General features: G+C 57.8%; 15 protein-coding genes and 2 pseudogenes. 11 read left to right on the top strand and 6 right to left on the bottom strand.

Features of this window, described 5'->3' with window-relative positions:
* The 7 genes and pseudogenes from ACWGS9_RS32540 to ACWGS9_RS32510 all read left to right on the top strand — a co-directional run.
* A pseudogene (locus ACWGS9_RS32540) lies at positions 1 to 186 on the top strand (L-aspartate oxidase); the annotation flags it as partial.
* 2 nt (positions 187 to 188) lie between these two features.
* Positions 189 to 446 carry a HEAT repeat domain-containing protein gene (locus ACWGS9_RS32535; RefSeq protein WP_454509080.1) on the top strand — a complete coding sequence of 86 codons (258 nt, stop codon included), beginning with the start codon at positions 189 to 191 and terminating at the stop codon, positions 444 to 446.
* A gap of 47 nt (positions 447 to 493) precedes the next feature.
* Positions 494 to 637 carry a HEAT repeat domain-containing protein gene (locus tag ACWGS9_RS32530; protein WP_454509079.1) on the top strand — a complete coding sequence of 48 codons (144 nt, stop codon included), beginning with the start codon at positions 494 to 496 and terminating at the stop codon, positions 635 to 637.
* Positions 613 to 966 (top strand): hypothetical protein, encoded by a 354-nt coding sequence (locus tag ACWGS9_RS32525; RefSeq protein ID WP_454509078.1) that lies wholly within the window; start codon positions 613 to 615, stop codon positions 964 to 966. Before ACWGS9_RS32530 ends, ACWGS9_RS32525 begins: the two co-directional genes overlap by 25 nt.
* A gap of 207 nt (positions 967 to 1,173) precedes the next feature.
* Entirely contained in the window at positions 1,174 to 2,181 is a 1,008-nt protein-coding gene (locus ACWGS9_RS32520; protein WP_454509077.1) for a taurine ABC transporter substrate-binding protein, read from the top strand.
* A gap of 72 nt (positions 2,182 to 2,253) precedes the next feature.
* Positions 2,254 to 3,048, top strand: coding sequence for a taurine ABC transporter ATP-binding protein (locus ACWGS9_RS32515; RefSeq protein ID WP_454509076.1), 795 nt, complete (start codon positions 2,254 to 2,256; stop codon positions 3,046 to 3,048).
* Entirely contained in the window at positions 3,045 to 3,887 is an 843-nt protein-coding gene (locus tag ACWGS9_RS32510; RefSeq protein ID WP_454509075.1) for an ABC transporter permease subunit, read from the top strand. Before ACWGS9_RS32515 ends, ACWGS9_RS32510 begins: the two co-directional genes overlap by 4 nt.
* 454 nt (positions 3,888 to 4,341) lie before the next feature.
* Here ACWGS9_RS32510 and ACWGS9_RS32505 read toward each other — a convergent pair whose 3' ends face one another.
* The 3 genes from ACWGS9_RS32505 to ACWGS9_RS32495 all read right to left on the bottom strand — a co-directional run bounded on the left by ACWGS9_RS32505 (position 4,342) and on the right by ACWGS9_RS32495 (position 7,490).
* Positions 4,342 to 5,265: a TauD/TfdA dioxygenase family protein gene (locus ACWGS9_RS32505; RefSeq protein WP_454509074.1), complete on the bottom strand. Its 924-nt coding sequence runs from the start codon at positions 5,263 to 5,265 to the stop codon at positions 4,342 to 4,344.
* Between the two features lie 717 nt (positions 5,266 to 5,982).
* On the bottom strand, positions 5,983 to 6,360 hold the full coding sequence (locus ACWGS9_RS32500) for a hypothetical protein (protein ID WP_454509073.1): 378 nt from the start codon (positions 6,358 to 6,360) through the stop codon (positions 5,983 to 5,985).
* Between the two features lie 443 nt (positions 6,361 to 6,803).
* Entirely contained in the window at positions 6,804 to 7,490 is a 687-nt protein-coding gene (locus tag ACWGS9_RS32495) for a transposase (RefSeq protein WP_454509072.1), read from the bottom strand.
* A gap of 341 nt (positions 7,491 to 7,831) precedes the next feature.
* Here ACWGS9_RS32495 and ACWGS9_RS32490 point away from each other — a divergent pair, with 341 nt between their 5' ends.
* Positions 7,832 to 8,218, top strand: a complete 387-nt coding sequence (locus tag ACWGS9_RS32490) for a hypothetical protein (protein ID WP_454509071.1) — start codon at positions 7,832 to 7,834, stop codon at positions 8,216 to 8,218.
* A gap of 7 nt (positions 8,219 to 8,225) precedes the next feature.
* Here ACWGS9_RS32490 and ACWGS9_RS32485 read toward each other — a convergent pair whose 3' ends face one another.
* Positions 8,226 to 8,969: a hypothetical protein gene (locus ACWGS9_RS32485; RefSeq protein ID WP_454509070.1), complete on the bottom strand. Its 744-nt coding sequence runs from the start codon at positions 8,967 to 8,969 to the stop codon at positions 8,226 to 8,228.
* Between the two features lie 116 nt (positions 8,970 to 9,085).
* On the opposite strand from ACWGS9_RS32485, the gene ACWGS9_RS32480 reads away from it, so the two are divergent.
* Entirely contained in the window at positions 9,086 to 9,292 is a 207-nt protein-coding gene (locus ACWGS9_RS32480; protein WP_454509069.1) for a hypothetical protein, read from the top strand.
* Positions 9,293 to 9,353: 61 nt separating this feature from the next.
* Positions 9,354 to 9,596, top strand: a complete 243-nt coding sequence (locus tag ACWGS9_RS32475) for a DUF982 domain-containing protein (RefSeq protein WP_454509068.1) — start codon at positions 9,354 to 9,356, stop codon at positions 9,594 to 9,596.
* Positions 9,597 to 9,669: 73 nt separating this feature from the next.
* Here the strand turns inward: ACWGS9_RS32475 and ACWGS9_RS32470 are convergent, their stop codons facing one another.
* Entirely contained in the window at positions 9,670 to 9,966 is a 297-nt protein-coding gene (locus ACWGS9_RS32470) for a hypothetical protein (protein WP_454509067.1), read from the bottom strand.
* Between the two features lie 290 nt (positions 9,967 to 10,256).
* Positions 10,257 to 10,852: pseudogene (locus ACWGS9_RS32465) on the bottom strand (S46 family peptidase).
* A 592-nt stretch (positions 10,853 to 11,444) separates the two neighbouring features.
* Between ACWGS9_RS32465 and ACWGS9_RS32460 the strand changes: the two are divergent.
* Entirely contained in the window at positions 11,445 to 11,852 is a 408-nt protein-coding gene (locus ACWGS9_RS32460; protein WP_454509066.1) for a DoxX family protein, read from the top strand.
* Positions 11,853 to 11,995 lie beyond the last annotated feature (143 nt).

Below are 11,995 nucleotides of genomic sequence, written 5' to 3'. Positions count from 1 at the left end.
GCCGACCCGGCACTGGCGGGGCTGTTGATCGCGATCGCAGCGCATCGGCGCGAGGAGAGCCGCGGTTCGCATTACCGCTCCGATTTTCCCGGACGCGACGCTACGGCCCGGCCCTCGCGACTGACGCTTTGCACTGCCTTTGAGAATGCCGTTGCGCTCAGCTGGCAGAGGTCCGAACGGAGTTGATGATGAATTCCCTTGCACCGCTCCCCCAGATCATCATGGAGCCGATCGTGCGCAGTGCCCTACTCTCCTTCACGACGCACCTCACCGCGGCTGGGTCGGTGTCGTCGGCGCTGGCCGATACCAATTGGCAGGTACGTGCCGCCGCGGCAGAGTCGCTGGGTCGGATCGGGCACGTTTTGGCCATCGAGGCGCTTGCAACGGCACTTTCGGACGAGCTCTGGCAGGTGCGGCAAAAATCCTTAGGTGCCCTGGGAAGCTGAAGGCGAGCGCGGCGTCGGTTCAAATTGCCGAACTGCTTGAAAGCGAAATGCCTACGTTGCGCAAGGAAGCGGCGGCGGCTCTTGGCGAAATTACCGATCCCGGTAGCCGCGAAGCGATGGCGTCCCAGGTCGCGGATCCGGACCCTAATGTGCGAAAGACGGTGCGATGGGCACTCGACCGGCTGGGATAGCTATTAGTTTTCCAAGTGGTGGCGCAGCGGAAAGACTACCGTTCGGCGCGCTCGAGGCCCTGACACGGCTGAAAATACAGGAGCTGTTGCTAGGTATTTGGGAGCAGTTTTGCAAAACCATCCTGTTCGTGACCCATGACATCGATGAAGCGCTATTTCTTGCGGACCGGATCATCGTCACGCAAGCGATTGTTACTTCCGCCGAATCTGCTCAGTTGAAGCGTCATTGCCTCGAACTTCTGCACGACCACAGTCGGACCGACACACTGCCGCGTCTTACACCGCTTGGTTTGGGCAAAAAGAATGTCAGCGGGTCGTTCACGCAATAGAACTGCGTCGCTAGAACCCGCAGGTAACCACCAGACGCAGCCAAGAAACTGCGGCGCATATAGTAGGTATTTTTATTCATAGCCGAAACGTTTTTTGACAGTTTATTTCTTTGCCATCGCGTATTTGTCAATAGGCTTGCGTGATAAGGGCTAGTGTACATTCAGATAATCTGGGGGCTGCCCTTCACAACAGAAGGATCGAACACCATGCGCAAGCTTTTTCCCGCCGCTATTTTTGCAATAGCCCTGGGTTCCGTGTTTTCAGCTGCGCATGCAGATGAAAAGAAGGTTGTCATTGGCTATCAAACTGGAGCATCGCTCTATGCCGTGGGTATTGCCGATGGGGATATCGCAAAGAAGACGGGCTGGAACATCGAGTTCCGCAGGTTCAACTCGGGAGCCGACATTTTTGCGGCGATCGCCTCCGGTGACGTGCAGATTGGCGATGTGGGTTCAAGTCCGCTCGCGGCAGCCGTCAGCCGAGGGATCGATGTAAAGGCTGTCTACATCACCAGCGGCTCAAGCGACGGTGAGGCCCTCATCGTCCGGCCGGAAATCAAAACACCAGCCGATCTGAAAGGCAAAAAGTTTGCTGCCGCTCCGGTCTCGACAAGTCACTACCAGTTATTGGCTGTTCTGAAACAGGAGGGGATCAGCGAAAAGGAAACGCAGGTTATTGCGATACCGCAAACGGACATTGTGGCCGCCTGGAAGCGCGGTGACATTGATGGCGCCTTCGTCTGGGATCCTGCACTGTCGGAGCTGAAAAAGAACGGGCATGTTTTTCTGACCTCCAGACAGGTAGCCGATCGCGGTGCTCCGGTTTTTGGGGCGTTCGTGGTGACCGGCGAATTTGCCGCCAAAAACCCGGAGTTCGTCTCCAAATTCGTTCACGCGGTGGATGGCTATTATACCGCCTATCAGAACGACAAAGCCGCATGGGGCCCAGACTCGGAAAATGCAAAACTGATCGCAAATCTGCAGGGTGGAACCGCCGCGGACAATGCGGAACGGTTGAAGGAAGCTGTTGTGATCCCGATTTCCGAGCAGATTTCCAGCAAATGGCTCGGTGGCGGTAACGAAGGCGGCGTGGCAAGGATCCTGAAGGATACTGCGGCGTTCCTGAAAGAGCAGCGCAAAATCACTGCCATCAAGGACAGCTATGCCGAATTTGCCGACCCGAAATTTGCGGCAACCACGGTTCCCTCCAACTGATCGTTTATCTGAATGCCCGGGACACGACCGCAGGCTTGCGGTCGTGTCTCATCACGCAGAGAGGGTATAGTTGTGCTTCAGATTCGCAATGCCAGCGTGCGATTTCCTGCTACCGATGGCAGCATCGTTCATGCGCTCGATCACGTATCGCTCGATATTCCACCCTCCTCGATCGTGGTGGCCCTCGGGGCCTCGGGATGTGGAAAGTCAACGCTCCTCAATTCCATCGCCGGCTTCCTGCCCTTGACCGAAGGGTCGATTACGCTGGATGGGGTCGAAATCAATCGGCCAGGCGGCGACCGGGGTGTCGTGTTTCAAAAGGATACACTTCTGCCGTGGGCGAATGTGATTGACAACGTTGCTCTTGGCCTCAAATATCGTGGCGTGCCGAAGTCCGAGCGATACGAGAGCGCCCGTAAACTTCTGCGGCTTGTTGAGCTCACGGAATTTGAAGATAAGCCACCTTATGAACTGTCGGGAGGAATGCGGCAGCGCGTCGGCATCGCCAGAGCACTCGCCACCGACCCGAAGATCCTGCTGATGGATGAACCATTCGGCGCACTCGATAGTCTTACCCGGGAGACCATGCAGCAATTGCTGGCATCATTGTGGGCGCGAACCGAGAAGCAGATCTTCTTCATTACGCACTCCATCGAAGAGGCACTTATTCTTGGCACAGAGATCGTTGTGATGTCGCCGCGTCCTGGCCGCATTATCGCTCGCTACAGCGCCGATTTCGTCAGGCGGTTCGCAGAAACAGGCGGCATTGGCCCGATCATGTCCGATCCGCGATTTATCGAGCTCCGAGAAGCGATCCGCGACCACATTCACCATCCGGACACCAGAGGCTTTGGAGGATTGGAATGACGATTTCAGTTGGTCACCGCACCGATTTCCCTGCTGAAGCTTCCAAGAGACCAAGGCGGCGGTTGCCCGATTCCGAGCGCGGAACGCTCGGCATCAGCGTCGCAACATTTTCAGTCCTTGTTGCACTGTGGTTTGTTGCTACGAAGTATCACTGGGTTTCCCCGTTGTTTTTTCCATCGCCGGCTGAAGTGGGGCGTCAGTTTGTCGACGTTGCGACGTTTGGTTATGCCGACGGATCGTTACTGGAGCATATTCTTTCGAGCCTCGGGCGCTTGACCGCAGCTGTGGCCATCGGCATTGGACTTGCTATCCCCTTGGGTCTGGCGATGGGCCTTAACCGGTGGGCACGCGGTGTTTTCAGTGTCCCAATCGATCTTTATTGGGGTCTTCCTCCGCTTGCCTATCTGCCTCTCCTCATTATCTGGCTCGGGATAGGGGAGACATCAAAGATTGTCCTTCTGACCCTATCAACCTTCGCTCCAATTTGTTTCTCGGCGCAGGCCGGTGTGCGCTCGGTGCCGCCAGAACGTTTGGATGCTGCGCTTTCACTTGGCGCAAATCGCGTGCAAATCTTCACGAGCATCATTCTTCCGTCAGCCTTGCCGGAAATCTTGACGGGTCTACGCATCGCAATTGGCGCCGGGCTCAGTACGTTGGTGGCCGCGGAGCTGATCGCTGCCCGCTCCGGCATTGGCTACATGATCATGTCCGCGGCCAATTTTCTCGCCATCGACGTTGTTTTCGTTGGCCTCATTGTTATAGCCGTATTTGCTTTTACCTTTGCGTTCCTGATGCGCTGGCTGGAGCGGCGGTTGGTACCCTGGAAGGGCAAGCTATGACCAAACAATCCCGATATCATCTTGGCCAGAGGTGAGAGGCCACCCGCGTAGTTTGCAGGTGGCCGCCCGGCACTCAGTGGTCTGCTTCCTGTCGACGTGGGGGCAGCGTGGTTCCGCTTCGAAACGCTCCTGACCTACAAGCTTGCCTTCCTCGGCGGAACCGTATGAAGGTCGATCCGAGATACACCTCCGTGACTTGCGCCGAGTGTGGGTCGAGAGACAAGGGAAACCGATAAAACCAAGCGGAGTTCGGTTGCCTCTTTCGCGGACACGAAGACCACGCCGACGTTGATGCGGCGGTCAACATCCTGCTGGCCGGAACACGGCCATCGACGACGTCGGAGGAAATCTTGCAGAGTGCCGAGAACTCGAAAGAGCGGCCTAAGCCGCCCCTGAAAATCCCGGTCCTTCAGGGCGGGGAAGATGCTAAGACCTTCGCCGTGTTGGGACGCTTTCAGGCTGCCTTAGCTGCCGGCTTGGCGACCTTGAGGTGGGTAACGCTGCGGCGGCCATCGACGCTAACGGGTACATCGCCGTCAACCGTGGCGCGTCGCACCACTCGGTGCTGGTCGCCATAGTCGTTGACCGCATAATGCTGGGTGGCGCGGTTGTCCCAGATAGCGACGTCACCAGCTTGCCAGCGCCACCGCACGGTATTCTCCGGGGCGGTGACGTACGATTGGAAGAGCTCGTAAAGTTTGACGGACTCACTCTTTGACAGCCCCACAAGCCGCTGAACGAAATTGCCGAGCAGAAGCGACCGTTCTCCGGTTTCTGGATGGACGCGCACGACCGGATGTTCGGTCTCATAGATCGTCGAGGTGAAGACTTCTTCGAAATGTTTCTTCTCCGCAGCGGTGGCGTTAGGGCGAACAGCTGCGTAGTCGTAGGTATTGCTGTGAACGGCCCACAGACTGTCAGCCAATAGCCTGAGCTGGGCCGGCAGGCTTTCGTATGCGGCATGCGTATTGGACCAAATTGTATCGCCTCCAGCGGCGGGAATGACGACGCCACGCAGAACCGAAAATTTCGGATAGGCATCGACAAAGGTGACATCGGTGTGCCACTGATCCGCCCTGCCGCCGCCGCGACTGGTGTCGAGATTGAGGATTGAGGCCGTGCCCGCTATGGGCCCCTCTGTGGGATGAGGAACAAGGTCGCCCAGACGGCGCGCGAACTGTTCCTGCTCGGAATCGTCGAGATGCTGCTGGCCGCGGAAGAAGATTACCTTGTGCGCTAAAAGGAGGCGATTGATGGCTGCGATGGTTCCGTCGGCCAGGTCTCCGCCAAGGCGAATACCTTTGATTTCGGCTCCGACCCGACCTGTAAGCCGCACGACATCTGAAGCAGGAATGATCTGGTTGACTGGATTGCTCATTGAATATCTCCTGGTTGATCTTGGATACAGCAAGGTACGTCCGCCCACGACATCCGTTGGGCGTTGAATAAGCGAATTTCTGGCGTCGACGGATTGATTGAACGAAATAATCTACAAAATATATAGAGATTCTTTTCTAAAGCTGCTGGATTCCGCGGAACAACCGTCCGTCATTGCTCGCGCCCCGGTAAGGGTTTCTCTCAGGCCATGGCTTCCCCTGTTGATGGCCGATACCATTTCCCCAGGGGCACGCCTGCTCCTTCGCGAGGAGAAGATCGGTTATTTCGATCGTAGCGCAGTCTTTTTCTTTCCGTCGACAATCTCTATGTTTTCAGGGAAAAGCCCGCCTCGAAACAGCGATCTCGCTCAACAATCTGTTCGTTGGAAGTCGCGCACAGGCCCTCCATGCCGTCTGAACTTTTAGGGACCTATGGTTCGGTGTGCACGAACTGGCCGAGCGGGCATGTATCCCCCACAACCGCATCCCAGATTCTTATCGAACTGGAGCCTCGCGAATGGGTGAACTCCAGAGCCGTCAGGCTGGCGAATGATCAGAGCGCCCTCGTCACCATGGCGATTGCGACCGGCAACAACAGCCGTTTCCCCGTACCGGGGATGAAATCGGTAACGGATAATCGTCTCGCCCGCTGATAGCGGGCATTATGAAGTTGTTGCACCTACACCGGGCACTGACATGAGCAGCAGCAATGCTGGTCCTCACGCGCCATCGCGGCCAGCTGCTTGCTCAACTCTGCTATTTGGTGTCGGATATTGCTCTATGCCTGAAGCATTGGCACAACGATGCGCGCCAGCTTTTCTTCGCTCTGCAGAAGGTCGCGGACGTTGCCCTCGAACACGCTGCCGGCGCCCTTGAGCACTGACGAGGCCGACCGTCTTCATCGACCCACGGATTTGGTTGGATATCTGTAAACGCATCTTGAGAAGCTGGCGCCGCGCGGTGATCAACGTGCGGATCAGCATGCTATCGGCGTCCGTACCGGCTGCGATGTAGAGGCGGCAGCCAAGCGGAAAGATCAGCCCGGCGAGGTGATTGGCCGAGGTGGCGGCGGCTACGGCTACGGCGTCCTGTCTCAAGACGGCCTGCAACGTTGTCGCGAAGCGGGTTATCCACCTCTCCATGTTTGTTCGGTAACAAAAACCTGTGTCTTCGCACGTGCTCGCTCCTGCGCGAGTTAGACAAACAGCAACCGCGCTGCCTACCCCAGGGCATAAGCTACTTTTCCTGGGCGGTGACATATCGCCACGATTGCAGTCACCATGGAGTTCGGCTTGCGCCGACAAGGGAAGATTGTGCCTGCTGATGCCAACATTTTGAGGGACGAGCCGGGTGCCGATCAGCCGAGTGCAAATGCTATGTTTCAGAGCCGATCGCAGCCGATCGCGCTCTATATCGTGCCCGCTGGAGCAGACGAGATTTTCGAAGCATCCCTTAAATGATCGGCGCGCGGCCGGAGTTCGGCTCCTGGGCGTGGCGCACCGGCGTCGCGCGGATCCTCCGTCAGCGGGTTCGGGTGGTCTCAGGCGAGGCCCAGCTTCGTCTTGAGCTCGGCATTCTCCTTGTGCAGACGTTCGGCAAGCAGGCTCTTTAGGCGCTTGTTTTCTTCCTCGAGCGCGAGCAAATCCTTGAGATCGCCTCCGTCTGAGGCGGGCGTTGCGGCCTTCCTCCACCGATAATAGGTCTGCTCGGATATGCCGGCCTGCCTTGCGGCGCTTTTGAGAGTCTCGCCGCTGCCGATCGATTTCTCGATCTGGCCAACCTTCTGGGCGCGTTCTTTTGAGGAGTAGATCTTTCGTCCAGTGCGGACGGCCGCTGCGGGAGTTTCAACGGCTGCGGGCGCTGCTTCGGCGCCGTTCTTGCGAGCAGGCTTGGGCTCGGCCTGTACCTTCCGCGTTCGCGGAGCTTTCTTCCTTGGCGCAGGCGCCTTCGGCTTGGCCGGCGCTTCAGCATTGATTCGGGGCGATTCAGCTTCCTGAGGGTCGGCCATATGATACTCCGCTTGCGGGTTATTCGCCCCTTCAGCATCAACAGGTCTTAAACTAGTGTCAACAACGTGACCATTTGGCAGGTCCATTGTTTCAGAAGCCTTGGCCATCTCTGCCATAGCAGCTGACAGGTCAACGTCGCCCCAAATAGAGTTCCCCCTTTTTTGGATGCCGCGCTTCTGTTTGACCTCCATAATGAATGGTCGGATCTGCTGCTTCATAGTGCCTTACCTTGGGAGAAGCGACTTGCATAACGGTCGCTGTTTCTATCGGTCCGAGCTTTATCGAAAGAGACCGCCGTCGGGCAAGCGGTGTTTTAACCAATTGCTTTCTGACGAACGGCGCGACCATCTACGCACAAACAAGCCTATTCGGGTTCGACACGGAATTGCACCCTTCGACCAGACTTCGAGGCAAGATCGATGCCCGTCATCCCGAGGCGCTACAGGCCCGCTTCACCAACGGCCGACAAACTCGCCATGCTGAGGCGGTCAGCGGTCGGCAGCCGGCCTATGTGTAGAAGCCGATTGCAATCGCCATTATTTTACGGCCAATCTTGCTCATGGCGGCGGATGAACTGGACGCGTTGGTTTTCAGGATGGCGGTCGAGAGCGTTCGCTCGTGTCCCCTCAGCTTCACTGAGAAAACCGCGGAGATAGCCGCCAGGAGCCGTGGCCTGCTGCTTTTCGACGTGCGGACCGTTGACACTGAGATCCAGCGGGTCTCAGCTATCCGATATCCAAGCGATCAGACAGGCATCCTGGCGTTAGACAAGCATGGCTTGGTAACCCACCATTGCATCGTCAACGGTATCTTCTCGGACTTCATCGCGCCCTTGGAGAACTGGACCAACCTGCCGCTACCGATGCAGGCCAAGGTGGATATCATGGGCCACGCCAGCCTCTTCATCGGCGCCTTACGAAACGCGGGATACATGCTGCGCAGCTAGCATTTGCTCAAAATGGATCTGTGAATATCGCACCCATTAGACCGTGGCTGGCACGAAAATCGTGGGCAGCTATGACAGAGAGAAAGTTGACCGGCGACTTTCCGGCCCCCGTATCTTGAGCGTGCTCATCTCCAGTGCACGGACCACACAAGCTTTGGGGCAAGCCAGACCCCTGGATTTGCGGATCAAGTTTCCGAGGTGGCGGAGTTTTCGCATGCGGCCGCGTAGGTCGTGTCGCTGCCAAAGTGAGCGGCTTTCGGCGCCCGATAGAACGCTCTTCGATGGGGATAACGGTGCCGCCGGTGCGGTAGGAGGTGGCGGTGTCGCCTGGCTCAACGAGATTGGGGGCCGTTGGCGCGACGGGCGGTTTGCGTCGATAGCACTGTCTATCCGGCGTGCCCATTTCGGCCGAGTAGACGTAAGAGCGATCCTCATCATCGCCTTTTCTCGATGAGCGCTGGCGCGATCGGACGTCGGACAAGAGTTTGTCGATCTCATCGTCGGACAGATCCTCAGGCAACTTAAGCAGGGTGCCTCGCGCGCCCGCGTTGACGAGAATGGTACGTTTCGCATGTTCGACCGGCCAGGCATCCGGATTTGCGGCGCCGGCGATCGGGCGGGCGGTCGCCGTCCCATCATGGTGCCAGGGCATTACAAACTCGCCGGCGCCGGCTTCGATCGCTGCGACGATCTCGACGGTGATACGGGTATCGACATCGGCGCGTTCCACCGAGTGCGATATGTTGGACATTGGGGAACCTCCACGGACAGCGGAGCAAGCCTCTCTCCCCCCTTCAACCGACCGCCGATTCGGCAACCCTCTTTCTCTGACGCTGCCCCTGAGGCGGCGGACGCAACGGAACGACCTTGGCATCCCCCGATCGTCTTAAATTCCTGCCGCTGCCCCTCAATCACGGCATCCCGCTCTGCGACCCGCAAGATCGGTACTTGGATGTGCCGGGCGAGCGTGCGGACGAGGCCGCGCGGCTCGGCCATCTCGGCGCCGCGCCACTTGAGAAGGTGAAAAAGGCGAGGTCTGCCGGCACTATTAGGCCCTCTTTAACCCATGTATGAAACGACCTAACGTAGTGGCGGGCGTAGACTGCACCAAGCTCGGTATTGAGAGTGTAATTCGATGTCGAGCAGGTTCGTCCGAGCCGTGGTGGTGCAAGTCGGGCGACATGACCGTGAGCGTGTCATTTTCGATGTGAACGACGCGGCTACCATCCTGCTCCGGAGCTTCCATCATGAGACGAAGAAGCGAAAACTGGCTATGGATGCATGCCTTCAGGTTCTGCGTGGCGAAGCGTCGCCGCCGGTTGCCAGGCGGGCTTTCGTTGTGGCGGCGTTAGAAGCCAAAATACTGCGCAGCGATTGAGTTCCAGGATGATAACAGCCTCTTTCAATTGGTGGAACTACCACCTGCATCAGTTTCGGGTTGGCGGCCTTTCCTATGGTGATCCTGAAGAAACCGGCGAGGTGGAGTATGCGGCGGTTGCCGTTTCTTCGATGAGACTGAGGTCCGGCTTCTCGATTTCGAGCATCGTCCAGGGCTCTCGCTCAGATATCTCTACGACTTCGGCGATCATTGGGAGCATGTCGTCGCCATCGAGCAACTCCTCACGCTCGATGTGATCCCAAGGAAAGCGACCTGCATCGGCGGCGCCTGCGCGCGGCCGCCGGAAGATGTCGGTGGGCTGTGCGATTCTATCGACATGATTTGACGAATCTGTCGATGCCCACGACATATTCGCGCGACATGTCGATCGCAGAAGGATTGATCGACATGCCGTTGTCCGGACCGCCCCTACAACGACCTCCCTCCCCTGCCTCCACGCGAGGATGTGGAGACAAAGGTAGTGCGAAGCCTGCATTGCGGCGCGCGCATGATGGGGTCAGTAGAGCGAGGCCTCTCAATCCGTTGAACGACCTTGGGAGAGTTCGCCCAGGATCGTGCCTGCTAACGAGATCGCCTTGCCCATCGTCCCCACGGGAACGATCCGGATCACGCCCTTTCGGACGAAAGCTTGGTTTCTTGCTACGTGCCCAGCTCCGGTGAGACATAGGGACCATAGTCCTTGGCTCGGATCGCGGCGACGACGGTGTCCGGCGCGTCGAACTCGCCGTTGCCAGTGTGCTTGGCCAGAAGTCCCTCGGCCGTGGTGAAGGGCGTCCAGATCTGCCCGTCCCGCGTTTGCCCTGTCACCTTGCCCCAGCTGAGGCGCAGCGATCCGTTCGCGTCGGGATAGACGGGTCGGCCGATCGCATTCCGATAGGCATGCAGGCCCTGTACATAGGCCGCGCGAGGCGCCAGCGTGCGGCCGACGCGGTCCTTCCGGGCGCGCTCCGCAGCCATATCTCCTGGGTAGAGCGCGACGCCAGTTTGATAAACGGATCGTCCGACGCCTCAAAGGCGGCGGCCGGCTTGTCGAGCCCGCCGAGCCGTATGGCCGTGTCGGCGAGTTTGGAGTCTGCATAAAGACGATCAAGACCGATTTGGCCCAGAGCGGTCTCGAACGCAGTATCGCGGTCCTTCGCATCCAACCGGCGATATTCCTCGAGCGCAGCCTCGAACAACTTGCGATCGACGACGGCTAGATACCGGCGTTCGATCCGCGTCAGTCGATCGACCATTTGGTTTCGATCACGATCCTGAAAGCCGCGTTCCCGGGCGGCATCGGGCTTCTCCTACTCCTTGGACCAGCGATAGAGCGTTCGCGCAGATGAGAGCATCTGCGAGTGGCCTACTCGCTTCGTCTTCCGCCGAGGCTCCTATGAATGCGGCGGCCAATTCCTCATCAACCCCGCCCACTCCGCCTAGCAAAAGGTTTCCTGGTCCCTCTAGAACAGGGCCAACAGCAGTCTGCTCCATTTCCTTCCGCTCTTAGGATGTAGTCCTGCATCAAACGATGTCGGAGATGCAACATATCCGCATTGGGTTATCATATAGTTCCGGGGAAACCTGGTTTGGCACGGTTCGTGCTGGTACTCCGTAAACGCGTCTCCACCGAGGACAATCGTCCCATGACCGCGTTCAACGACAATGCAGTTGCCGCCGTCAAGACTGCTATTCGACCGAAGACATTGCACGGATGCTACAAGAAAAGCCAACGCGGACCCTGATCCGTCCCTTGCTGAATGTGAGGTCCATTTGTTCTGAACGAAAACCCAGAGCTTGGAAGACCCCTTCAGCCGCCTGACAGCTAGAAATCTTTCGGAGAGAACGATGTCAAACCTATCCAAATGGGCACCACACGTGCTTGCCGTTCTGCGGATCGTCACCGCCTTGCTGTTTCTCGATCATGGGACAAGATTCCTGCAACTCGCCGCTGCGATCCCCGGGGTAATCTATCCATTGCTGGTGGTTGCCGGTGCGATCGAGGTGTTCACCGCAGTGCTGGTGATGCTCGGATTTTATACCCGCGCCGCCGCGTTGCTTGCATCGGGAGAGATGGCTGCCGCCTATTTCATGTATCACGCGCCACAGAGCTTCTGGCCGGCTGTTAATATGGGCGAATCGGCGATCATGTTTTGCTGTGTATTTCTCTATCTTGCTTTTGCAGGTCCAGGTACCTGGGCGATCGACAATATGAGACGCGCTAGATCGACCAAAGCACCAGCTGCCAGCGCCTAACCTTCGACCATCCTTTCAAAAACTACCAACACTTGCCGACCGCCTGAAAACGCGGCTGGGCAAGCGAGCAACACTCTGGAGTCAAGTCATGAAAGCCGCTCTTCTTAAATCCTATGGCGACATCGATCAGTTCGTAATCGAAG

The sequence above is a fragment of the Mesorhizobium sp. Arg314 genome, assembly GCF_053714275.1.
The sequence above is the reverse complement of the archived record's forward strand: the minus strand, read 5'-3'. Positions and strand labels throughout refer to the sequence as shown.

Excerpts from the sequence above, each read along its gene's own strand:
- ACWGS9_RS32535 (WP_454509080.1), top strand. The coding sequence starts at position 189 with ATGAATTCCCTTGCACCGCTCCCCCAGATCATCATGGAGCCGATCGTG.
- ACWGS9_RS32530 (WP_454509079.1), top strand. The coding sequence starts at position 494 with ATGCCTACGTTGCGCAAGGAAGCGGCGGCGGCTCTTGGCGAAATTACC.
- ACWGS9_RS32525 (WP_454509078.1), top strand. The coding sequence starts at position 613 with ATGGGCACTCGACCGGCTGGGATAGCTATTAGTTTTCCAAGTGGTGGC.
- ACWGS9_RS32520 (WP_454509077.1), top strand. The coding sequence starts at position 1,174 with ATGCGCAAGCTTTTTCCCGCCGCTATTTTTGCAATAGCCCTGGGTTCC.
- ACWGS9_RS32510 (WP_454509075.1), top strand. The coding sequence starts at position 3,045 with ATGACGATTTCAGTTGGTCACCGCACCGATTTCCCTGCTGAAGCTTCC.
- ACWGS9_RS32505 (WP_454509074.1), bottom strand. The coding sequence starts at position 5,265 with ATGAGCAATCCAGTCAACCAGATCATTCCTGCTTCAGATGTCGTGCGG.
- ACWGS9_RS32495 (WP_454509072.1), bottom strand. The coding sequence starts at position 7,490 with ATGAAGCAGCAGATCCGACCATTCATTATGGAGGTCAAACAGAAGCGC.
- ACWGS9_RS32490 (WP_454509071.1), top strand. The coding sequence starts at position 7,832 with ATGGCGGCGGATGAACTGGACGCGTTGGTTTTCAGGATGGCGGTCGAG.
- ACWGS9_RS32485 (WP_454509070.1), bottom strand. The coding sequence starts at position 8,969 with ATGTCCAACATATCGCACTCGGTGGAACGCGCCGATGTCGATACCCGT.
- ACWGS9_RS32475 (WP_454509068.1), top strand. The coding sequence starts at position 9,354 with ATGTCGAGCAGGTTCGTCCGAGCCGTGGTGGTGCAAGTCGGGCGACAT.
- ACWGS9_RS32470 (WP_454509067.1), bottom strand. The coding sequence starts at position 9,966 with ATGTCGTGGGCATCGACAGATTCGTCAAATCATGTCGATAGAATCGCA.
- ACWGS9_RS32460 (WP_454509066.1), top strand. The coding sequence starts at position 11,445 with ATGTCAAACCTATCCAAATGGGCACCACACGTGCTTGCCGTTCTGCGG.